This window comes from Salmonella sp. 2020_1459 (genome assembly GCF_043847915.1).
Taxonomy (GTDB): domain Bacteria; phylum Pseudomonadota; class Gammaproteobacteria; order Enterobacterales; family Enterobacteriaceae; genus Salmonella; species Salmonella enterica.
In genome coordinates this window covers 197,511-218,069 of sequence record NZ_JBCMFA010000001.1, presented here as the reverse complement: position 1 = coordinate 218,069, position 20,559 = coordinate 197,511, and the positions used below count along the sequence as shown (strand labels likewise).

Sequence of the window (20,559 nt, the reverse complement as noted above, 5' to 3'; positions counted from 1 at the left end):
TCAGTTCGATTCTCTGAGGGTGTTCATGCGACTGCCCAACAGCAATGTTTCAACCTCTTCTAACGCAACGGAAGGAAATAACGTGCCCTGGGTTGCCCAAATGCCTGCCGTTTTTAACACCGGCAAATAGCGTGTGTTTTCCTGGCCCCCCACCACGATCTTGTCACAATAACGCCGGATATGTTTGACAAGCAGCGGAAACGTCATTTTTTCAATTTGTGAGACAAAAAAGCTGCGATCAAGTTTTACGCCGCTAAAACACCCGCAAACTAATGGCGCAGCGGTTGCATTCCCTACGCCCAGGTCGCCCAGCCATAATGGATTAGGTTGCTTATGAAGCGCGTGTATTAAAGGATCGATTAAGGCGTTATCTTGACATGAAAAATGTTCAGCGACCTGCAGCTCCACAAATAGCATGGCGTGTAGTAATGCGCGAATATCTTTATCCTGAAGGACAAGCTGCGCCATACCCCGATCAATATTTACGATACAGAATAGGCCGTGGCGTAGAAACCAGCCATGTTTGGCCGCGATTGTCCGCAACAGATCAAGCAGAAAACGGCGCTTCTGCGAATTGTCCCATGACGAGATAACAAACTCAGGGTGTAGCGGACGAGCGGGCGACGATGCAAAATGGGTAATAATTTCGACGCCCAGTAAATCCCCCTCCATTGCCCTTATCGGCTCTGCCATAAAAAAATAGCGCATGTGACCACTCCACTTGATCTTAACTCCCTGATAATGCGCTTTTAACGCAAATCAATCAATAAAAACGATCAATATATAAAAAATGATCGAAAAAAACAATATATGTTAACTTCATGATAACTTGCTAATTTTATGTTTTGAGAATGTTCTTCTATTGCTATAAGGAAATTTACATACTACGCCGACCAACGCTAATACGACGGCATGAGACCATCCGTAAAGCCATGTTTTTCTTGTCAGGCAGAGGGGAAAAATCAAGGCGAGTTAATGGTGTTGCACCATCGCGTGGCATTTCACCCACTATGGCAGCGCGGCATCGCCAACCCTAATGGCGAGTTGCATCTCCGCTACAGGCTGTCCAGATCCCCCGAACGACCTTGAAGCGAATAGCAACTCTCAATAATTGATCGGCAAATCTGTAGCGAATGAGCCCCCGGCGATTCGCAGAAAAGAACTGAACTAAATGCTATTTTTTTAATTCATTCTTTAATACCTTAGCCACAAGAGTCCCTTCCTCAGGCGCGGCTAGTTTAAAACGTCTTCCTGGCGCAGGTGTCTGTTCTTCCTCTCCGATTAACGCATCAAGATCCGCAATAAGTGACTTATAATATTCAATATCTTCAGTATCTCCTTCGGTCTCGGCCCGCTTTAATTTTATCATGTGATGGGCCTTAATTTGCTCTTCCAGTTGCCTTGTTGCAAGAGAAACGCTTCGCTGTTGCCGGGATTCTTGTGACAGCACCATTTGATCGCCATCCACAAAGAAAAGAACCCCTTCTTTAATCAGAATATTACCTAAGATATTTATATCATGCATAAAAACCCCCCGGGATTTAAGAAGCTCCTCCGCCATTCGATAGTTATCTTCATCTTCAACATCGAACTCCTGACCTTGAATATATTTTGAAACTAAAACCGTAACGTCTTTACCATTAATATTCATGATGGCCGAACGAGAAAAATTCTTGTCGCCATTGGCCATATTCAAATACTTACTGACACGCTCAGGATGACAATTACGATGTTCCTGAGAGTTAACATCCACTTTTATTCCCCGCTCATTAACTGGAATCTTAACAACAAAGTCATCATGTAACCGATAGACTGTCCCATAACTTCCGCTACCTATTTTATTTTTTTCAATATCACGCATGCGAATATTTTTCTGAAACTCCGGCGAGTTAATAAACGCCTCTATTGCCGCTGGTTGTGATGCATCCGTCTGATCAATAGCGCCGCTCTCATAACCAGACGCCGTGGCGGGCGTGGTCAGGAAGTCTATCAAACGTTGCTCAAAAGCCTCATAGATTCCATTACTACCTGCCTCGCTCGGCGGTAGATTATCATTACCCAAAGCGGCAAGCGTAATTTCCCCGTTATTATAATTAAACATCGTTTCTTTTAAAAAATCGACGCAACGTTCAGAACACTCCGTCTCGGTCACTAATACTCCATCGTAAAACATCTGTAGTAGTAACATATTTTCTTGATGTGCTAATACCTCTACAGTGTATTTATCTATTGTTTCAGGCCTGGAGGCATCAATAAGTTTAATATATCCAAGAAGGGGGCGCCATCGTGTACAGTCTTCATCTCGCTTCGAAAATGGTCCTGGAGAGAAAGGCCCTTTAATATCGGGATGCTCTTTTTTTTGGCACAGTAGATTATAGATTTCTCTATAATCAGAAATTAAACTTCGCCTGGTAAATATATTCCTGAAAAAATCTATAAATTTCTCACACGTTGAAAAAACATGCTCTCTTTTATTATCGATGATATCTCTTAAATACCTTTCTGATATCTGGCAACTATGATTTCCGATATGAAATGTAAACGGCATATGTCTCATCCTCTGAAAATTTATTATAATACACATGCAAACATATAAAAACCTGGTTTGTAACTACTGTAATCACCTGATTTCCAAAATTTTTCATATTCAGTATTACTCTGCATCAATAAATAGAGAAAACCTTCAGCGCTTAAAAAAGAAATTATTTTTGTTAAGCATTTGCTGGTTAAAATTACATGTCCATAACATCGCTAATAGGTGAGGTAAACCATTTGGATGAATATTCAGGCTTCCTACAGAACCTTTATTTGTCTGGTGGAAAGCGCATCGCTATCGTACTTGCTATCCGTCCCGGTGTCTCTGGTTGGATGAGGCGAACCTTACACCAGCTGGTATACTGCACCGTAGGGCCTGTCCCATTAGACTCTTTGATTTGCCAGTTTGGCCCTGGGGAGTGCTCAAAATCCTCAGGGACTTCGTTACCGTGTGGTTTTAGAACGTCACCTGCCGGAGATAGCGGCGGAAAAATAGCGTGACACACGGGGCCAGGAGTGGGATATAATTTCAGACTAATTTCGAATAATGTTGAAAAGTTGCTGTTAACCATTGTTCGTAAAAGCAAAAAATAAGCAATGACTATAAGGATTAAAGCTATGGGTTTTCTTTCCGGTAAGCGCATTCTGGTCACTGGCGTGGCCAGTAAACTGTCCATCGCCTACGGTATCGCACAGGCGATGCACCGCGAAGGAGCTGAACTGGCGTTCACCTACCAGAACGACAAACTGAAAGGCCGCGTAGAAGAATTTGCTGCCCAGCTGGGTTCCAGCATCGTTTTACCGTGTGATGTCGCTGAAGATGCCAGCATTGACGCTATGTTTGCGGAGCTGGGTAACGTTTGGCCGAAATTTGACGGTTTTGTACACTCGATCGGTTTCGCGCCTGGCGATCAGCTGGACGGCGATTATGTTAATGCGGTTACCCGCGAAGGCTTTAAAATCGCTCACGATATTAGCTCTTACAGCTTTGTTGCCATGGCGAAAGCCTGCCGCACCATGCTGAATCCGGGTTCTGCGCTGTTGACCTTGTCTTATCTGGGAGCGGAGCGCGCCATCCCGAACTACAATGTCATGGGTCTGGCGAAAGCCTCTCTGGAAGCCAACGTGCGTTATATGGCAAATGCAATGGGGCCGGAAGGCGTTCGCGTCAACGCCATCTCTGCGGGTCCAATCCGCACGCTGGCGGCGTCCGGTATTAAAGACTTCCGTAAAATGCTGGCGCATTGTGAAGCCGTTACGCCAATTCGTCGCACCGTGACCATTGAAGATGTGGGTAACTCAGCGGCGTTTCTGTGTTCCGATCTCTCGGCAGGCATTTCTGGCGAAGTCGTCCATGTTGACGGCGGGTTCAGCATTGCGGCAATGAATGAACTGGAACTGAAGTAAGCGCATTAAGTTTATTAGCGGGCGGCACGGCTGTGCTGCCCCATTCCCCTCACTCACCGCTCATCTCGTTATATAGCGTTCTGATATTTGTTATCACCTAACAATCTTTCATCCCTTTCCCGCATACGCCAGGATAATCCAGCATAAACGATCCGACGCCGAATCATTATCGATCGCCATTTCATCCTCGGGAAACCCTATGGAACAATGCCGAAAAGCGGGTAAAAGCCACTGGTATCATGAAACACAATCCACTATGTCGTCACAACCCCCGCTTTCGCTGATGCCGGAAGCCGCGTATGTTAACGATCGTTTTTTACTGGATTTAACGGTAGCAGAAACCGCGTTGACGCCTTTTGAGTCATGGTTAAAGCCCGCTCGCCAGTTGGCGGATGTCTTATTTCCCCGCACGGTTCTCAACGACCGGCTTCATACGTTTAGCACCTATGAACGTATGAGCACCGCGCTGACCGCCGCTCAGGTATTTGGGGTTCAGCGTTTGTGCCGCCATTATGCCGCGCGTCTGGCGCCGCTACCTGGCCCTGACGCCTCAAGAGAGAGCAATCAACGGCTGGCGCAAATTACGCAATACGCTCGTCAGCTTGCCGGCTCCCCCTCCGTTATCAATACGCGGGCCCGCGAACAGCTTGCAGAGGTGGGATTAACCGCCCGGGATACCGTACTCATCAATCAGATCATTGGGTTTATCGGTTTTCAGGCGCGGGTAGCGGCGATATTTCAGGCGTTTTGCCGTCTGCCCGTGCGCGAACTGCCCGGCCAGGAGATGCAGCGCTTTGCCAGGGCCGCGCGGTTTCAAAACCCCCAGACGATATGGCGGCCCGCCGCCAGTCTGGTAGAATATCCTCCCGCCCATACCAAAGTTCGGCGGCAATATTCGTCTTCACAATGCCAAATGATGGCGCCGGTACTCATGCGCGATCCGTCTTCATTCGCGTTACTCGAACGCATACTGACCAGTACATTACACACTGCGTCGCCCCCTTCTTTACTTCCACTTATCACGCTCCTCACATCACGTATCAACGGCAGCGCCGCCTGCTTTAACGAACAGGCAACCCAACCTGGCGCGTGGCGCCGCGCTGTTATCACGTTACGCCAGGAAGACGACGACATCGCTCGTTGGGAACTTGAGCCTGCGCTGACACAGGCGATACAATGGCTCACCAGAGCGCCCGATCGCTTTAGCGCCGCGCATTTTTTCCCGCTACTCACCAGGGGAGTTTCATCGGAGCAGGCCATTAATATGTTAGGCTGGTGCGGCGTGTGCGGATGGTTAAATCGTTTAAAAATCGCGTTGGGCGAAACCTATTAACTCATCCATTACAGAAAGAGCGCTTGCTGCGCCAGGCAGAATCGCGTAAAACTGTCAGCCGCTCTTTTGGCTACGAAAATAGACGAATATGTTTCAGGACAACCCGCTGCTAGCGCAGCTTAAACAGCAACTGCATTCCCAGACGCCGCGCGCTGAAGGGGTCGTAAAAGCCACGGAAAAAGGCTTTGGCTTCCTTGAGGTTGACGCGCAAAAAAGCTACTTCATTCCTCCGCCGCAGATGAAAAAAGTGATGCATGGCGATCGTATCGTCGCGGTCATCCACACGGAAAAAGAACGTGAGTCTGCCGAGCCGGAAGAACTGATCGAACCGTTCCTGACGCGTTTTGTGGGAAAAGTTCAGGGTAAAAATGACCGCCTGTCCATCGTGCCGGATCATCCGTTGCTGAAAGACGCGATTCCCTGCCGCGCCGCGCGCGGCGTTCAGCATGAGTTCAAAGAAGGTGACTGGGCGGTTGCCGAAATGCGCCGCCATCCGCTTAAAGGCGACCGTTCGTTTTACGCCGATTTAACGCAGTACATCACCTTTGCCGACGATCACTTTGTTCCCTGGTGGGTTACGCTTGCCCGCCACAACCTGGAAAAAGAAGCGCCGAACGGCGTAGCGACGGAGATGCTGGACGAAGGGCTGGAGCGCCAGGATCTGACCGCGCTGAATTTCGTCACTATCGATAGCGCCAGCACTGAAGATATGGATGACGCGCTTTACGCTGAGGAATTAGCGGACGGCAGACTCCAGCTTACGGTGGCTATCGCCGATCCTACCGCCTGGATTGCCGAAGGCAGTAAGCTGGATAACACAGCGAAAATTCGCGCCTTCACCAACTACCTGCCGGGCTTCAATATTCCTATGCTGCCGCGTGAGCTGTCTGACGATCTGTGTTCGCTGCGCGCCAACGAAGTGCGTCCGGCGCTCGCCTGTCGCATGATCATCGCCGCGGACGGCACCATTGACGATGATATCGCCTTTTTTGCGGCCACCATCGAATCGAAGGCCAAGCTGGCGTACGACAATGTCTCCGACTGGCTGGAAAATAACGGCACCTGGCAGCCGGAGAACGAAGACATTGCCCAGCAGATTCGTCTGTTGCACCGTATTTGTCTAAGCCGCAGTGAGTGGCGTCATCATCATGCGTTAGTCTTTAAAGACCGCCCGGATTACCGCTTTGTGCTTGGCGAAAAAGGCGAAGTACTGGATATTGTGGCGGAACCGCGCCGTATCGCTAACCGTATCGTAGAAGAGTCGATGATCGCCGCTAACCTTTGCGCCGCGCGCGTACTGCGCGATAAGCTCGGTTTCGGTATTTACAACGTACATACGGGCTTCGATCCCGCGAATGCCGACGCGCTGGCCGCGCTGCTGAAAACGCATGGTCTGCATGTCGATGCCGAAGAGGTGCTGACGCTGGAAGGCTTCTGTAAACTGCGTCGCGAACTGGATGCGCAGCCCTCCGGTTTCCTTGACAGCCGCATTCGTCGCTTCCAGTCTTTTGCGGAAATCAGCACCGAGCCGGGGCCGCATTTCGGTCTTGGCCTTGAGGCTTACGCCACCTGGACTTCTCCCATCCGTAAGTATGGCGATATGATTAACCATCGCCTGCTGAAAGCGGTCATCAAGGGGGAAGCTATTGCGCGTCCGCAGGAAGATATCACCCAACAAATGGCGGAACGCCGTCGCCTGAACCGCATGGCGGAGCGCGATGTCGGCGACTGGTTATATGCACGCTTCCTTAACGATAAGGCGGGGACAAATACCCGTTTCGCGGCAGAAATTATTGACGTCAGCCGCGGTGGTATGCGCGTGCGACTGGTCGATAACGGCGCTATCGCCTTTATCCCTGCCCCGTTCCTGCACGCCGTTCGCGATGAACTGGTATGCAGCCAGGAAAACGGTACGGTACAGATTAAAGGTGAGACGGTTTATAAAGTGACGGATGTCATTGATGTCACTATTGCGGAAGTTCGCATGGAAACCCGCAGCATTATTGCCCGACCGGCAGCGTAACCACGCTTAGCTCGCTCAACGGCCTTTGCTGAGAAGGCAAAGGCCGTTTCTTTTCTTCTTCTCCCTTCCGTCATGCTCTAAGTTTAATCTTATTCAAGCGCCTCATTTCTTGTTATTTTTAGCTGGCGACTATGCTTTTTCCAGAATCTGGATTACATATGAATACATAGATAAAACAATACGTTCAGCCATAATTACCCTTATTTATAACATGGCTAACCTTTCTTTTCGGGCACCTGGCGCTTAAATGGGATGGTACGCATGATGAAACAGATTCAGGAACAAACGGCGCTAAATCCCCTTCACTCTCACTGGCGTCTGGCTGATGACCGCAACGTGCTGTATCTCTCCCCGACAGGTGAAACGGATACAGAAAAAACGGTCGAGCTATCGCCGGAACAAGCCGGGCGTATCCGGGAAATAACGGCGATTACGTCCAGTCTGCTGATAACGTTGTTGATAGAAAAACAGGTTACCGCTGTGCACCTGGTAGGCCGTAAGATTAATAACCGTGAATGGGCTGGCAGCCTGGCAACCTGGCCTGATACGCCTGCCGTCGCGCCAACGCAGGCGCAGGAACTCTCTTTTGCCGAGCAAATCGTATCAGAAGCCAACTCAGTCATTGCGATACTGGATAGTCGGGGAAAAATCTGTCGATTTAATCGGTTATGCGAAGAGTACACGGGCTTAAAAGAGCGAGATGTAATTGGTCAAAGCGTCTTTAAATTATTTATGAGTCGCCGGGAGGCGGTTGCCTCCCGGCACTACATTGAGAATTTTTTTCGCAATGGCAATGCCTATGAAATCGAACGCTGGATAAAGACTCGTAAAGGTCAACGCCTGTTCTTATTTCGTAATAAATTTGTCCATAACGGTAGCGGAAAAAACGAAATTTTCCTGATCTGCGCAGGCACGGATATCACCGAAGAAAGGCGGACTCAGGAGCGTTTACGCATACTGGCGAATACAGACACCGTCACCGGCCTGCCCAATCGCAATGCTATTCATGAATTTATTAATCATGCTATTGCCTCGGCTGGCGAGTCGCAGGTGGGTATCGTTTATCTCGATCTGGATAATTTCAAGAAAATTAATGACGCCTATGGGCATATGTTTGGCGATCAGCTCTTACAGGCCGTTTCGCTGGCGCTGTTGAGTTGTCTGGAGGAAGATCAATTGCTGGCCAGACTGGGGGGAGATGAATTCATTGTCCTCGCTGCCCATACGTCTCAGGCCGCGCTGGAAGCAGTAGCCTCACGAATCCTTACCCGTCTGCGGCAACCGTTTCGTATTGGACTCATTGAAGTTTACACGGGATGCGCCATTGGCATTTCGTTGGCCCCCCGGCACGGACAGGACAGCGAAAGTCTCATTCGCACTGCCGACACCGCAATGTATAACGCCAAAGAAGGCGGCCGCGGTCAGTTCTGCGTTTTTTCGCCGGAAATGAATCAGCGCGTATTTGACTATCACTGGCTGGATACAAACCTGCGAAAAGCGCTGGAAAACGACCAGTTACTTATTCACTATCAGCCCAAAATTACCTGGCGCGGCGAAGTACGTAGCCTGGAAGCGCTGGTACGCTGGCAATCGCCGGAACGCGGATTAATTCCGCCGCTGGAGTTCATCTCATACGCCGAAGAGTCAGGACTCATCGTCCCGCTGGGCCGCTGGGTGATTCTGGATGTAGTTCGCCAGATTGCGAAATGGCGCGATAAGGGGATTAACTTGCGCGTAGCCGTTAACTTTTCGGCGCGACAACTGGCCGACCAGACGCTTTTTACTGCGCTTAAACAGGCTTTGTACGATCTGAATTTTGAGTATTGCCCAATCGATGTCGAGCTAACGGAAAGCTGCCTGATCGAAAACGACACGCTGGCGCTATCGGTTATCCAGCAATTTAGTCAGCTCGGCGCCCAGATTCATCTGGATGATTTTGGCACAGGGTATTCTTCGCTTTCTCAACTCGCCCGGTTCCCTATTGATGCCGTTAAACTGGATCAGGCTTTCGTCAGAGATATCCATAAGCAACCGCTGTCGCAATCTCTGGTTAGGGCGATTGTCGCGGTGGCTCAGGCGCTAAATTTACAAGTGATTGCCGAAGGTGTAGAAAATGCTAAAGAAGATGCCTTCCTGACAAAAAACGGCGTCAATGAACGACAGGGCTTTTTATTCGCCAAACCTATGCCCGCCGTTTCTTTTGAACGCTGGTACAAACGTTATCAGACGAAAAAAATGCGTTAATGGCGACGATAATAGGGAGAACAGCCTGTGCAGACAGGCATAGCCCTATTTTTCCCTTCTCTTTTCAGATTAATTTCTGCATCATGAATTGAAACCTTTTCTGACATTAAGGATGACAAACATGTCTGATATCGAAGCACAACGAATTGCCGCACGCATTGATACCGTGCTGGATATCCTTGTTGCTGGCGATTACCACTCGGCCATCAATAACCTTGAAATATTGAGAGCAGAGCTGTTAGATCAGGTTAAAGACGGTATCTCGCCATCCCAGGCTCCCGGGTCGCCCTGGGAAATCTGATAGCGATTATTTGTCCGGGATGGCCGTTAGCCCTTCCCGGCTCTCTGACTGTCTGTTGACTCCTCTTAACGAATAAAATTAATACTATGAACTCCCGACAACAATCAATTTTGCAAATGGTGGTTGATAAAGGCCAGATGAGCGTTGCTGAACTGGCGAAAATTACCGGCGTATCTGAAGTCACGATTCGTCAGGATCTGAATACCCTGGAAAAACAGAGCTATTTACGCCGTGCGCACGGTTTCGCCGTTTCGCTTGAGAGCGATGACGTAGAGACTCGCATGATGACGAACTACACGCTAAAACGCCGACTGGCGGAGTTCGCCGCCTCGCTGGTCAGTCCAGGGGAATCCGTTTTTATTGAAAATGGCAGCAGCAATGCGCTATTGGCCCGGACGCTGGCGGAACAAAAAGATGTCACGATCATCACCGTGAGCAGTTATATCGCGCATCTGCTGAAAGAAACCCCTTGCGAAGTCATTCTCCTCGGTGGAATCTATCAGAAAAAAAGTGAAAGCATGGTAGGGCCGTTGACGCGACAGTTTATCCATCAAGTGCATTTCAGCAAAGCATTTATCGGTATTGATGGCTGGCAGGCTGATACCGGCTTTACCGGACGCGATATGATGCGATCGGATGTGGTTAACGCTGTTCTGGAAAAAGGCTCAGAAGCGATTGTCCTCACCGACAGCTCCAAATTTGGCTGTGTGCATCCCTATCCCCTGGGCCCGCTCTCTCGCTTCCATCGTGTCATTACGGATTCCAAAATTTCCGCCAGCGATCAAATGCAGTTAGAACATGCGGGGCTGCTAGTCAATGTTATTGGCTCATCCGTTTAAAATATTTCCCGATGGTTTGCCCTATGGCAAATCATCCTCTCTCTAAGACTTTTCTGACACCCCAATTAAGACTATTTACCTGTTGTAACGAGCGTAACGTCGTAAAATTAATATTAGCGAAATAACAGGAAGTGACTATCACCTGCGTGATATACCCCTGCGCAATCAGGTTTTACGGAAAATCTCTTAACAGGTTTTATTTTAACTATAGTTATAGTGAGCTTAATTCCGTGAATCGTTAATTCAGGAGAGAGTATTATGTTTATGACGAGCAAAAAAATGGCCGCTGCTGTGCTGGCAATCACCGTAGCAATGTCTCTGAGCGCCTGCTCAAACTGGTCCAAGCGCGATCGCAACACGGCTATTGGCGCAGGTGCGGGGGCATTAGGCGGCGCAGTGTTAACGGACGGCAGTACATTAGGCACCCTGGGCGGCGCGGCGGTCGGCGGCGTGATTGGTCACCAGGTTGGAAAATAATCCAGACGTTTAAATATTGAACGGCTCAAAATAATACGTTTATTCTTTTCAGGTCTGGATTACAAAAATAGACAAAGTTGACTTTTACGCCACGGTAATTTACAACCGTGGCGTTTTCATTAGCCGCCAGCTAATTTTACTTTCATTCCTTTAGCTTCCAGCAATGATTTTATCAAGTCGCGTTTATCACCCTGAATTTCAATAATCCCTTCTTTTACTGCCCCGCCACAGCCGCATTTTTTCTTCAGTTCAGCCGCCAGTTTGGTTAATTCCGCATCATTCATCTCGATACCGGTAATCAAACATACGCCTTTACCCTTACGGCCACTGGTTTGACGCTGAATGCGAACGATACCATCCCCTTTGGGACGAACCGGCGCCGTTTTAGGTTCTTCAATGCGCCCCGTCTGTGTTGAATAAACCAGACGACTATTGGAATCGCTCATTATGCCTCCCGTTTCAGTGACGCGTTAATATCCTTCAGCGTTTGCGCCGGATCTACCGATTGCGTAACCGGGCGGCCAATCACCATATAGTCGACGCCAGCGGATAATGCCTGTTCGGGCGTCATAATGCGTCGCTGGTCGCCTGCCTCGCTGCCTGCGGGCCGAATGCCCGGCGTCACCAGCTTAAATGCAGCGCCAAAGACCTGTTTAAATCTGACCGCTTCCTGAGCGGAACAGACCACGCCATCCAGCCCGCATTGCTGCGTCAGGCGCGCCAACCGCTCCGCATGTTCCGCCGGTGACAACGTCACGCCCAGATCGCGCAGATCGCTGGTTTCCATACTGGTCAACACGGTCACGGCAATGAGCAACGGCGCATCTTTACCGAATGGCGCCAGCGCGTCGCGCGCTGCGGCCATCATTCTCGCCCCGCCAGACGCATGAACGTTTACCATCCAGACGCCCAGGTCTGCCGCTGCAGCGACCGCCCGGGCCGTGGTGTTGGGAATATCATGAAATTTTAGATCAAGAAAGACATCAAACCCACGCTGCTGGAGATCCCGAACGAGTTGTGGACCAAACAGCGTGAACATCTCTTTGCCCACTTTTAAGCGACAATCGCGAGGATCGATTTTATCGACAAACGCCAGGGCTTTATCGCGTTCATGGTAATCCAACGCCACAACGACAGGCGATTCAGTAATAGCGCAGGAAGAAGATGAAGCAGTAAACGTCATGACCAGACCTTCTTGATGATGGGCACCGGAAGTGGCGCAAATTGGATAAACGGCGTGCATTCTACCTGCGGCGCAGGGAAATTAACAGGTTCGATTGACAACCTGATAAGCCCTGGTCGCCGATGCCAGCGTCGTTTCTTGTTTTATGTCATTAAGTATGTTGTAACTAAAGCGAGGCTTTTTTTATACTACTGCCCATCAAGTCCGCGAATAGGTTTAATGGTCGACCATGCCCGGCAGGACGGACAGTGCCAGTACAAGGTATAGGCGGTAAAACCGCATTTCTGACAACGATACCGCGGTTTACTGCGCACCTGCTCGCCAACCATATCACGCAGTACCATCAGGCTTTCTTTCGCTCGCCCTTCTTCCGCCTCGTTGAGATGGTAATCCATCAGCTTATGGAACACCCGCATGGTAGGATGTCGCTGTAGCTGACGCGTGATATAGACTTGAGCAGCGTCACTACCTTCACGCGCTTCCAGAATATCGGCAAGCATTAACTCAGCGCCAGCACCGGTATTCTCCTCAACGGCGCGGCGTAAAAACTCCGCCCACTCGGCATTTTTACCGAGCTGTTGATAACAGGTTTGCAGCATCTCCAGCGTTTCGCTGACCAGCTCTTTATCCTGAACGATCACACGTTGCAAGCTTTCGACCGCTTTGGCGTAATCCCCTCTCGCCATATAAACGCGACCCATCATGATAGACACCCGGGCGCTATTTTTATCTGCGGCGGCACCTTTTTTCAGCAACGCCATCGCGCGATCCATGTCGTCGTTGCCCATCTGCTGTAACGCTAACTCACAGTAAAAGTGGGCGATTTCGATACGCTGTTTATCTTTACCCAGTTTCACCAGCCGTTCTGCTACTTCGATCGCCTTTTGCCAGTCGCTGGTTAGCTGATAGATTTGCAAGAGCTGCTGTAACGCGCCTACGCGAAATTCCGTTTCGTCGGTAAGTTGGTTAAACATATCTTCCGCGCGGTCATATAAACCGGCGGCCATATAGTCGCGCCCCAGTTGCTGAACAGCCAGTAAACGCTGTTCATAGGTCAATGAAGCGCTTTCCATGAGCGTTTGATGAATACGAATGGCGCGATCGACTTCGCCGCGTGAGCGAAACAGATTACCGAGAGTGAGATGAGCCTCAACGGTGCCGGTATCCTCTTTAAGCATATCGAGGAACAGATCCACCGCTTTATCTTGTTGGTTACTCAGCAGGAAGTTAACCCCTGCGACATAATCGCGCGACAGGCGGTTAGCTTCATCCTGTTTTGTTTGTTGCGCACTTCTGCGACCCATATACCACCCATAGGCAGCGGCTACAGGCAACAACAGAAATAACAACTCCAACATAAATGATTATTCCTTTACAACCGACGAATCGGCAGGGACCGCAACGTCGGTTGCTGGCGAGAGCTTGTTTTCCAGTCGTTTAATTTTACGTTCAGCGCGGGCAAGGGAAACGCGGACCCGCAGCCAGAACAGGCCGCAAATCAGCCAGCCAATCGCAAAACCGACGGCGAACAGCACAGCAAGCAACGTGGAGATACGATACTCCCCTTGCGCCAGCAGGTAGTTAAACGTCACCTGTTGATCATTCTGCGCGCCCAGCGTCACCGAAATAACAAAAATCGCCAATACCAGTAAGAAAATGAGTAAATATTTCACATTACTTCCCGTTATGTGGTTTGCGCGAATAAATCGTGTCCAACTTACCGCATCCAGCCTTCTAAATTACCATTTTCCCGCCTCGCGCGAAATGGAAATGCGCCCACCATCAGATGATTTAAGGGCAATAGTCAGAAAATCAACCGTTGTCAGCTTTCCTGCTCGCGTTCAGCAATTTCTTGCGCTTCTTCGCGAGGCGGCATAAGCGGCCCGCAAATTCGCTGCGCCAGCCAGGTCGCCAGGGTAACTAATAGCCAGGAGATGAGCGTGGCGACCACTAAATCTCGCGGCCAGTGCATTCCCAGAAGCAAACGGCTGCCCATTACGCCGGTCGCCCAGACTAACAAAAACGCGATGGTGAAAGTCCGTCTGCGCGGCCATAACAGACCCACGGCCAAAAGCGCCCAGCTCGCTGCAAACATGGTGTGTCCGGAGGGAAACGCAAAGCCCGTCTCTTTTTGCCAGTGCTGACGCAGGAAAACGGGGATGTTCTGTTGCCCGGCCAACTGCTCTTTCACTAAATGTCCGCGTTCTGTACGCTTTAAAGTGTAGAACTCATCGACGGGAATATGGTGCGTTTTTTCAAGCCAGACCACAAATGGCCGCGGCTCCTGTACGCGCTCCTTTACCCATGACTTCACACCCTGCCCGACGATAATCGCCCCGCCGAGGATCGCAAACAGCATAATGGCGGCGCGCAGGCGAAATCGCAGGCACCATAAGAACCATCCACAAAGAATCACATGCGTGATAACGCCCCAGGGTTTGGTCACGGTTTCCGTTATCCAGAATAGCGTTTTTAGCCACCAGACCTGATGTCCTGGCTGCCACTGCCAGCCTGATCCCCATACGGCAAGCGGCATGATAAGCAACAGGGCGGCGCCTGCCGCGGTGCGCCTCGCAATTGAAAGCATGGATGCTCCTTTTATAAGTAAGTATCACAATCATAACTGAAAATTCTCGCCGGACTGGAAAATTGACAAATTTGTGCCATTCCTGAGCAATTACGTGGTAGTGATTAGGTGATGACCGCTGCCTTATGGCAAAATAGCGGGATACAGGCCAACAGGCGACGACACCGCAGGCGTCAGCATAATCTGGAGAAATACATGCAGCTTAAACGTGTGGCAGAAGCCAAACTGCCAACCCCATTGGGTGACTTTCTGATGGTGGGATTTGAAGAACTGGCAACCGGACACGACCATGCCGCGCTGGTTTTTGGCGATATTTCAGGTAAAACGCCAGTACTGGCTCGCGTTCATTCCGAATGTCTTACCGGGGACGCGCTTTTTAGTCTGCGCTGTGACTGTGGTTTTCAACTGGAAGCCGCGCTGACGCATATTGCGGAAGAAGGACGCGGTATTCTGATTTACCACCGTCAGGAAGGCCGCAATATCGGCCTGCTTAATAAAATTCGCGCTTATGCGTTACAGGATCAAGGCTATGACACGGTGGAGGCCAATCATCAGCTCGGCTTTGCCGCCGATGAGCGTGATTTCACCCTGTGCGCGGATATGTTCAAATTACTCGGCGTGGATGAAGTTCGCCTGCTGACCAATAATCCGAAGAAAGTCGAAATACTGACCGAGGCGGGAATTAATATCGTGGAACGCGTTCCGCTCATTGTGGGTCGTAATCCAAATAATGAGCATTATCTCGATACTAAAGCGGCCAAAATGGGCCACCTACTAAGTAAGTAAGCCACCGGTATTAAAGCGCGGGCCTGCCTGTTTACGGCAGGCCCGATAAACGGCTTTAGTTCAGCATATTTCTAATGACATAGTGCAATATGCCGTCATTCTGGTAGTAAGTCAGCTCGGTGGCGGTATCAATGCGACAGCGGCAAGGCACCGTTTCTTTGCTGCCGTCCGATCTCGTTAACGTCACCGGAATGGTCGCGCCAGGGCGCAGGTTTTGCAGATCCGCGATATCAATCACCTCTTCCCCGGTCAGTCCCAGCGTTTTACGCGTTACGCCCTGTGGAAACTCCAGCGGCAGGATCCCCATCCCAATCAGGTTTGAGCGGTGGATACGTTCGAACGACTCGGCGATCACCACGCGGATACCTAACAGCCGCGGACCTTTTGCCGCCCAGTCACGGCTCGATCCCGACCCATACTCTTTCCCGGCAATTACCGCCAGCGGCGTTTTTTCCTGCTGGTAGAGCATCGCGGCATCATAAATCGACATCGCTTCCGTACCCGGCAAATGCCGCGTCATGCCACCTTCGACGCCGGGCAGCATTTCGTTGCGAATACGAATATTGGCGAACGTACCGCGCATCATCACTTCATGGTTGCCGCGCCGTGATCCATAGGAGTTAAAATCCTTCCGCTCAACGCCGTGGTTTTGCAGATAGCGTCCGGCGGGACTGTCCGGCTTGATACTGCCGGCCGGGGAAATATGGTCGGTCGTCACCGAATCGCCCAGCATCGCCAGGATACGCGCGCCGTGGATATCTTTGACGGGAGCAGGCTGGGCCTGCATTTCATCAAAGAAAGGCGACAGGCGGATATAGGTTGAATCCGACTGCCAGCCGTAGGTATCGGACGATTCAACCTGAATCGATTTCCATTCTTCCGTGCCCTCAAACACTTCCGCATACTCTTTACGGAACATATCTGATAATACCAGTTCAACGGCGCGAGCAATTTCCTGCGCCGAAGGCCAGATATCCTTCAGGTATACCGGATCGCCTTTACGATCGTACCCCAGAGGGTCTGTCGCGAGGTTAACATTCATGTTTCCGGCCAGCGCATACGCGACCACCAGCGGCGGCGACGCCAGCCAGTTCGTTTTCACCAGCGGATGGATACGCCCTTCAAAATTTCGGTTACCGGAAAGCACGGCCCCTACCGTCAGATCGCCTTTTTTAATCGCGGTCTCAATAGGCTCCGGCAACGGACCGGAGTTCCCGATACAGGTCGTACAGCCATAACCGACCAGGTTAAAACCGAGTTCATCCAGATAAGGCGTAAGTTTGGCCTGCGCCAGATAGTCAGATACCACTTTTGACCCCGGCGCCAGAGAAGCCTTGACCCACGGTTGACGCTTCAACCCCAGAGTTACTGCTTTTTTCGCCAGTAATCCCGCCGCCATCAGCACGCTGGGGTTCGAGGTATTCGTACAGGAGGTGATGGCGGCAATGACGACAGCGCCATCAGGAAGCTGATATGGCTGTCCGTTCATCGTATAGTCAACCGGCTGGCGATCTCTTTGCGCGGTATTCAGCTCCAGCTCGGCGCTGGCGGCAAAGGCTTTCGGCACATCGCCTAACGCCACGCGATCCTGCGGGCGTTTCGGCCCGGCCAGACTGGCTTCGACATCGCCCATATCCAGTTCCAGCGTACTGGTAAATACCGGTTCGTCTCCGGGATTGCGCCACATTCCCTGCGCCTTCGCGTAGGCTTCAACCAGCTCGACCAGATCGTCGCTACGCCCGCTTAATCGCATATATTCCAGGGTGATGGCGTCAATGGGGAAAAAACCACAGGTGGCGCCATATTCCGGCGACATATTAGCGATGGTCGCGCGATCCGCCAACGGCAGCGAATCCAGACCATCACCATAAAATTCAACAAATTTACCCACGACGCCATGCTTACGCAGCATTTGCGTGACGGTTAGCACCAGGTCAGTGGCGGTGATCCCCTCCCGAAGTTTACCGGTTAACTTAAAGCCGACGACATCCGGGATAAGCATCGACACGGGCTGACCAAGCATCGCCGCTTCCGCTTCGATACCGCCCACGCCCCACCCCAATACGCCCAGACCATTAATCATGGTCGTATGGGAGTCAGTCCCCACCAGCGAGTCCGGGTAAGCAATCCACTCCCCGTCCTGTAATTCGCTCCAGACGGCTTTACCCAGGTATTCCAGGTTAACCTGATGGCAAATGCCGGTTCCGGGCGGCACCACGCTGAAACGGCTGAATGCCTGCTTTCCCCATTTCAGGAACATATAACGCTCATGGTTACGTTCCATTTCCAGCCGCACGTTTTCTTCAAACGCATCGTCATCGCCGAAATGATCGACCGTCACAGAGTGGTCAATAACCAGATCAACCGGCGATAACGGGTTCACTTTCGACGTATCGCCGCCGAGGCGTTTAACGGCTTCACGCATCGCCGCCAGGTCGACAACGGCAGGCACGCCGGTAAAGTCCTGCATCAGGACACGGGCGGGCCGCCAGGCAATTTCACGATCGGCATGGGCATTTTTAAGCCAACCGGCCAGCGCCTGAATATCTTCATCAGTCACAGATTCGCCGTCCTGCCAGCGCAACAGGTTTTCCAGTAACACTTTAAGTGATTTGGGCAAACGGGCGATATCGCCCAGGGATTTGGCAGCCAGCGGCAGACTGTAGTAATGATACGTTTTATCTTTGGCCTGCAATGTATCCTTACTGGCTTCTCGTAGGGTTGACGACATAGCTCCTCCTTAAATGACAGGGTTGCGTTACCCTGATTCTCCACAGGGTTGTATTAAAGATAACACAAACAAAATGTAACGTTTTGATAACAACCCAAATTGCTAAAAGAGGAGAAACCTAACAGGCGAGGAACGAAGATGAAAAAGCCCGATAAATAACGCATTATCGGGCTTTGACGAGATTAGACGGCAATCCAGATTAACTCGGCCCAGAACAGTAGCGATAATATAAACGCGCCAGTCCATGACCAATACTTTATATTTGACGTTAACATAGGCGACACCAACTGTGTTTAATCAATACTGAGAAGCGCTCAGCACACGGTTGCTGCGGTGTAATAAGACAGCGTTAATAAAACAGTAACGCCAATAAAAAGACGAATATTATTTTTGTGACACCTCGTCAGCAAAAGCATCAATAAATGCCCGCTGCTGCGGTGTGAGCGTCCAGTGTTGCGGAACAGACCGAAAAACGGTCGTATCCGGGGTGTTATCATCGTCACCAGATTGAATCGGGGGCGCGACCACGCGCTCGCGTTCCGACGTAATGCTCACTTAGCCCCACCAATGCCAGATAACAAGCGCTACCACTACCCAGAACAACGCAGAACCCACAAAAACCGCCAGCCATGCTTTACGTTTGAGCTCAGGGTCGCGGCGCGGTTCCTGGTTTTCAGAAGGCATTACTAACCTCATGCTATCGGTATCACTTATCATTTCAGCACCAAACAATCGGTACAATTAATCATCAGATGAGACAAATCCTAAATAAACTTTAGTCAAAAATCCAGTCAATTTACGAATCGTTGCCAGTGAATAAATCAATCTTTTGACTCAAGATAACTATTTGGAAAAAGAAACTGGCGGGACGGGTAATTCAACACTATTTTGCTGATCATTACCCGTAATACTTCGAGGGATATTGCAAAAGGCGGCTTTGTCTGCCATGCCACTACGGCGCAAACCGACGGTGATATTACTTTTCAGGCAGCTTTATATCCTGAAACATCGCTTCAATTTCTTCATTAGAACGCAACGCCACCGCCGTATCCACCACATCACGCGTCAGATGCGGCGCAAAACGCTGGATAAAATCATACATATAGCTGCGTAAAAAAGTACTACGACGAAAACCAATTTTTGTGGTGCTGTGGCTAAAAATATCGTGCGCGTCAATCCGCACTAAATCAGGATCGGCAAGCGGATCGACCGCCATGCTGGCAATGACGCCAACGCCCAGCCCCAACCTGACATAGGTTTTAATCACATCCGCATCGGTTGCAGTAAAGACGATCCGCGGCGTTAATCCTGCGCGATTAAAAGCGGTATCCAGTTCGGAACGCCCGGTAAAGCCGAAGGTATACGTCACCAGCGGATACTGCGCCAGCGCTTCGATCGTTATGGAAGACGTTGCCGCCAATGGATGATCCGGCGTCACCACTATCGAACGGTTCCAGTGATAGCATGGCAACATCACCAGATCGTCATATAAATGCAGCGCTTCCGTGGCAATCGCGAAATCGGCGTTCCCTTTCGATACCGCTTCCGCAATCTGCGTTGGCGACCCCTGGTGCATATGCAGCGAAACGCGCGGGTAACGCTCGATGAAGCCTTTAATCACGCCTGGCAATGCGTAACGCGCCTGAGTATGGGTAGTGGCAATATAGAGCGAGCCTTTATCCGGCCAGGTGTGCTCGCCGGCGACCGACTTAATGGCATCGACTTTGGAAAGCACCTCACGCGCAATACGAATAATCTCCTGACCTGCGGGCGTCACCTGAGTCAGATGCTTACCACTGCGGGCGAAAATCTGGATGCCAAGCTCATCTTCCAGCATCCTAACCTGCTTGCTGATCCCCGGCTGGGAAGTATACAACCCCTCAGCGGTAGAGGAGACGTTAAGGTTATGATTAACCACTTCAACAATGTAACGAAGCTGCTGCAATTTCATAATACATCATCCAGATTAGCGCCATCAGGCCATCGTTTATCTGCAGACATCATTGGGCTGCTAATACGATTTAATAATAAAAAAGATGTTAACTATAACCACTATATCATTTATATCTGAACTGTATAGCCAGCGCGATAAAATAATAAGCCCGCTATACCC

General features: G+C 50.5%; 21 protein-coding genes and 1 pseudogene. 10 read left to right on the top strand and 12 right to left on the bottom strand.

The genetic code is table 11. The features are described 5' to 3' along the window. Together ACH0VJ_RS01160 and steC are read right to left on the bottom strand one after the other, a co-directional pair. The gene (locus tag ACH0VJ_RS01160; protein ID WP_001268395.1) at nt 1–708 is read right to left on the bottom strand and encodes an EAL domain-containing protein; all 708 of its coding nucleotides are present in this window, start codon (nt 706–708) and stop codon (nt 1–3) included. A 466-nt stretch (nt 709–1,174) separates the two neighbouring features. After that, complete coding sequence (gene steC, locus ACH0VJ_RS01155; RefSeq protein WP_001116912.1) at nt 1,175–2,548, bottom strand: SPI-2 type III secretion system effector kinase SteC; 1,374 nt, start codon at nt 2,546–2,548, stop codon at nt 1,175–1,177. A gap of 34 nt (nt 2,549–2,582) precedes the next feature. Between steC and ACH0VJ_RS01150 the strand changes: the two genes are divergently transcribed. The 9 genes and pseudogenes from ACH0VJ_RS01150 to osmB all read left to right on the top strand — a co-directional run bounded on the left by ACH0VJ_RS01150 (nt 2,583) and on the right by osmB (nt 11,159). Next, nucleotides 2,583–2,762, top strand: coding sequence for a hypothetical protein (locus tag ACH0VJ_RS01150; RefSeq protein ID WP_001535215.1), 180 nt, complete (start codon nt 2,583–2,585; stop codon nt 2,760–2,762). Further along, complete coding sequence (locus ACH0VJ_RS01145; protein WP_010989025.1) at nt 2,737–3,036, top strand: hypothetical protein; 300 nt, start codon at nt 2,737–2,739, stop codon at nt 3,034–3,036. The genes ACH0VJ_RS01150 and ACH0VJ_RS01145 overlap by 26 nt, the downstream gene beginning before the upstream one ends. Before the next feature lie 117 nt (nt 3,037–3,153). Beyond that, complete coding sequence (fabI, locus tag ACH0VJ_RS01140) at nt 3,154–3,942, top strand: enoyl-ACP reductase FabI (RefSeq protein WP_000506501.1); 789 nt, start codon at nt 3,154–3,156, stop codon at nt 3,940–3,942. 199 nt (nt 3,943–4,141) lie between these two features. Further along, a pseudogene (locus ACH0VJ_RS01135) lies at nt 4,142–5,119 on the top strand (CMD domain-containing protein); the annotation flags it as partial. 244 nt (nt 5,120–5,363) lie between these two features. After that, complete coding sequence (locus ACH0VJ_RS01130; protein WP_000485056.1) at nt 5,364–7,298, top strand: exoribonuclease II; 1,935 nt, start codon at nt 5,364–5,366, stop codon at nt 7,296–7,298. Nucleotides 7,299–7,559: 261 nt separating this feature from the next. Next, nucleotides 7,560–9,542: a cyclic di-GMP phosphodiesterase gene (gene pdeR / locus ACH0VJ_RS01125; protein ID WP_023261751.1), complete on the top strand. Its 1,983-nt coding sequence runs from the start codon at nt 7,560–7,562 to the stop codon at nt 9,540–9,542. Nucleotides 9,543–9,663: 121 nt separating this feature from the next. Then, complete coding sequence (locus tag ACH0VJ_RS01120; RefSeq protein WP_001279854.1) at nt 9,664–9,843, top strand: hypothetical protein; 180 nt, start codon at nt 9,664–9,666, stop codon at nt 9,841–9,843. A gap of 86 nt (nt 9,844–9,929) precedes the next feature. Beyond that, complete coding sequence (locus ACH0VJ_RS01115) at nt 9,930–10,682, top strand: DNA-binding transcriptional regulator YciT (RefSeq protein ID WP_001088593.1); 753 nt, start codon at nt 9,930–9,932, stop codon at nt 10,680–10,682. A 258-nt stretch (nt 10,683–10,940) separates the two neighbouring features. After that, the gene (gene osmB, locus ACH0VJ_RS01110) at nt 10,941–11,159 is read left to right on the top strand and encodes an osmotically-inducible lipoprotein OsmB (RefSeq protein ID WP_000481166.1); all 219 of its coding nucleotides are present in this window, start codon (nt 10,941–10,943) and stop codon (nt 11,157–11,159) included. Nucleotides 11,160–11,278: 119 nt separating this feature from the next. Here osmB and yciH read toward each other — a convergent pair whose 3' ends face one another. From yciH to pgpB, 5 genes are all read right to left on the bottom strand, one after another. Further along, nucleotides 11,279–11,605: a stress response translation initiation inhibitor YciH gene (gene yciH / locus ACH0VJ_RS01105; RefSeq protein WP_001285199.1), complete on the bottom strand. Its 327-nt coding sequence runs from the start codon at nt 11,603–11,605 to the stop codon at nt 11,279–11,281. After that, complete coding sequence (pyrF, locus tag ACH0VJ_RS01100; protein WP_001529407.1) at nt 11,605–12,342, bottom strand: orotidine-5'-phosphate decarboxylase; 738 nt, start codon at nt 12,340–12,342, stop codon at nt 11,605–11,607. Before pyrF ends, yciH begins: the two co-directional genes overlap by 1 nt. A 188-nt stretch (nt 12,343–12,530) precedes the next feature. Next, nucleotides 12,531–13,700, bottom strand: coding sequence for a lipopolysaccharide assembly protein LapB (gene lapB / locus ACH0VJ_RS01095; protein WP_000891378.1), 1,170 nt, complete (start codon nt 13,698–13,700; stop codon nt 12,531–12,533). A gap of 6 nt (nt 13,701–13,706) precedes the next feature. After that, nucleotides 13,707–14,015 (bottom strand): LapA family protein, encoded by a 309-nt coding sequence (locus tag ACH0VJ_RS01090; protein ID WP_000876301.1) that lies wholly within the window; start codon nt 14,013–14,015, stop codon nt 13,707–13,709. 149 nt (nt 14,016–14,164) lie between these two features. Then, complete coding sequence (gene pgpB, locus ACH0VJ_RS01085; RefSeq protein ID WP_000948647.1) at nt 14,165–14,929, bottom strand: phosphatidylglycerophosphatase B; 765 nt, start codon at nt 14,927–14,929, stop codon at nt 14,165–14,167. Between the two features lie 195 nt (nt 14,930–15,124). Here pgpB and ribA point away from each other — a divergent pair, with 195 nt between their 5' ends. Continuing rightward, nucleotides 15,125–15,715 carry a GTP cyclohydrolase II gene (gene ribA / locus ACH0VJ_RS01080; RefSeq protein ID WP_001176284.1) on the top strand — a complete coding sequence of 197 codons (591 nt, stop codon included), beginning with the start codon at nt 15,125–15,127 and terminating at the stop codon, nt 15,713–15,715. 55 nt (nt 15,716–15,770) lie between these two features. Here the strand turns inward: ribA and acnA are convergent, their stop codons facing one another. From acnA to cysB, 5 genes are all read right to left on the bottom strand, one after another. Continuing rightward, the gene (acnA, locus tag ACH0VJ_RS01075) at nt 15,771–18,446 is read right to left on the bottom strand and encodes an aconitate hydratase AcnA (protein ID WP_000099472.1); all 2,676 of its coding nucleotides are present in this window, start codon (nt 18,444–18,446) and stop codon (nt 15,771–15,773) included. A 182-nt stretch (nt 18,447–18,628) separates the two neighbouring features. Next, nucleotides 18,629–18,721 (bottom strand): small membrane protein YmiC, encoded by a 93-nt coding sequence (gene ymiC, locus ACH0VJ_RS01070; protein ID WP_223148964.1) that lies wholly within the window; start codon nt 18,719–18,721, stop codon nt 18,629–18,631. A 109-nt stretch (nt 18,722–18,830) separates the two neighbouring features. Further along, on the bottom strand, nt 18,831–19,001 hold the full coding sequence (locus ACH0VJ_RS01065) for a hypothetical protein (protein ID WP_000029027.1): 171 nt from the start codon (nt 18,999–19,001) through the stop codon (nt 18,831–18,833). Continuing rightward, the gene (locus ACH0VJ_RS01060; RefSeq protein WP_213083417.1) at nt 19,002–19,142 is read right to left on the bottom strand and encodes a YmiA family putative membrane protein; all 141 of its coding nucleotides are present in this window, start codon (nt 19,140–19,142) and stop codon (nt 19,002–19,004) included. A 280-nt stretch (nt 19,143–19,422) separates the two neighbouring features. After that, a complete protein-coding gene (gene cysB / locus ACH0VJ_RS01055) occupies nt 19,423–20,397 on the bottom strand; it encodes an HTH-type transcriptional regulator CysB (protein WP_000776230.1) in 975 nt (324 codons plus the stop codon). Between the last annotated feature and the right edge of the window lie 162 nt (nt 20,398–20,559).

Coding starts and splice junctions, on each gene's coding strand:
- pyrF (WP_001529407.1), bottom strand. CDS start 12,342: ATGACGTTTACTGCTTCATCTTCTTCCTGCGCTATTACTGAATCGCCT.
- ACH0VJ_RS01145 (WP_010989025.1), top strand. CDS start 2,737: ATGTCCATAACATCGCTAATAGGTGAGGTAAACCATTTGGATGAATAT.
- yciH (WP_001285199.1), bottom strand. CDS start 11,605: ATGAGCGATTCCAATAGTCGTCTGGTTTATTCAACACAGACGGGGCGC.
- pdeR (WP_023261751.1), top strand. CDS start 7,560: ATGATGAAACAGATTCAGGAACAAACGGCGCTAAATCCCCTTCACTCT.
- ACH0VJ_RS01150 (WP_001535215.1), top strand. CDS start 2,583: ATGCAAACATATAAAAACCTGGTTTGTAACTACTGTAATCACCTGATT.
- acnA (WP_000099472.1), bottom strand. CDS start 18,446: ATGTCGTCAACCCTACGAGAAGCCAGTAAGGATACATTGCAGGCCAAA.
- ymiC (WP_223148964.1), bottom strand. CDS start 18,721: ATGTTAACGTCAAATATAAAGTATTGGTCATGGACTGGCGCGTTTATA.
- ACH0VJ_RS01160 (WP_001268395.1), bottom strand. CDS start 708: ATGCGCTATTTTTTTATGGCAGAGCCGATAAGGGCAATGGAGGGGGAT.
- ACH0VJ_RS01130 (WP_000485056.1), top strand. CDS start 5,364: ATGTTTCAGGACAACCCGCTGCTAGCGCAGCTTAAACAGCAACTGCAT.
- cysB (WP_000776230.1), bottom strand. CDS start 20,397: ATGAAATTGCAGCAGCTTCGTTACATTGTTGAAGTGGTTAATCATAAC.
- lapB (WP_000891378.1), bottom strand. CDS start 13,700: ATGTTGGAGTTGTTATTTCTGTTGTTGCCTGTAGCCGCTGCCTATGGG.
- steC (WP_001116912.1), bottom strand. CDS start 2,548: ATGCCGTTTACATTTCATATCGGAAATCATAGTTGCCAGATATCAGAA.
- ACH0VJ_RS01120 (WP_001279854.1), top strand. CDS start 9,664: ATGTCTGATATCGAAGCACAACGAATTGCCGCACGCATTGATACCGTG.
- ACH0VJ_RS01115 (WP_001088593.1), top strand. CDS start 9,930: ATGAACTCCCGACAACAATCAATTTTGCAAATGGTGGTTGATAAAGGC.
- ribA (WP_001176284.1), top strand. CDS start 15,125: ATGCAGCTTAAACGTGTGGCAGAAGCCAAACTGCCAACCCCATTGGGT.
- fabI (WP_000506501.1), top strand. CDS start 3,154: ATGGGTTTTCTTTCCGGTAAGCGCATTCTGGTCACTGGCGTGGCCAGT.
- pgpB (WP_000948647.1), bottom strand. CDS start 14,929: ATGCTTTCAATTGCGAGGCGCACCGCGGCAGGCGCCGCCCTGTTGCTT.
- ACH0VJ_RS01060 (WP_213083417.1), bottom strand. CDS start 19,142: ATGAGGTTAGTAATGCCTTCTGAAAACCAGGAACCGCGCCGCGACCCT.
- osmB (WP_000481166.1), top strand. CDS start 10,941: ATGTTTATGACGAGCAAAAAAATGGCCGCTGCTGTGCTGGCAATCACC.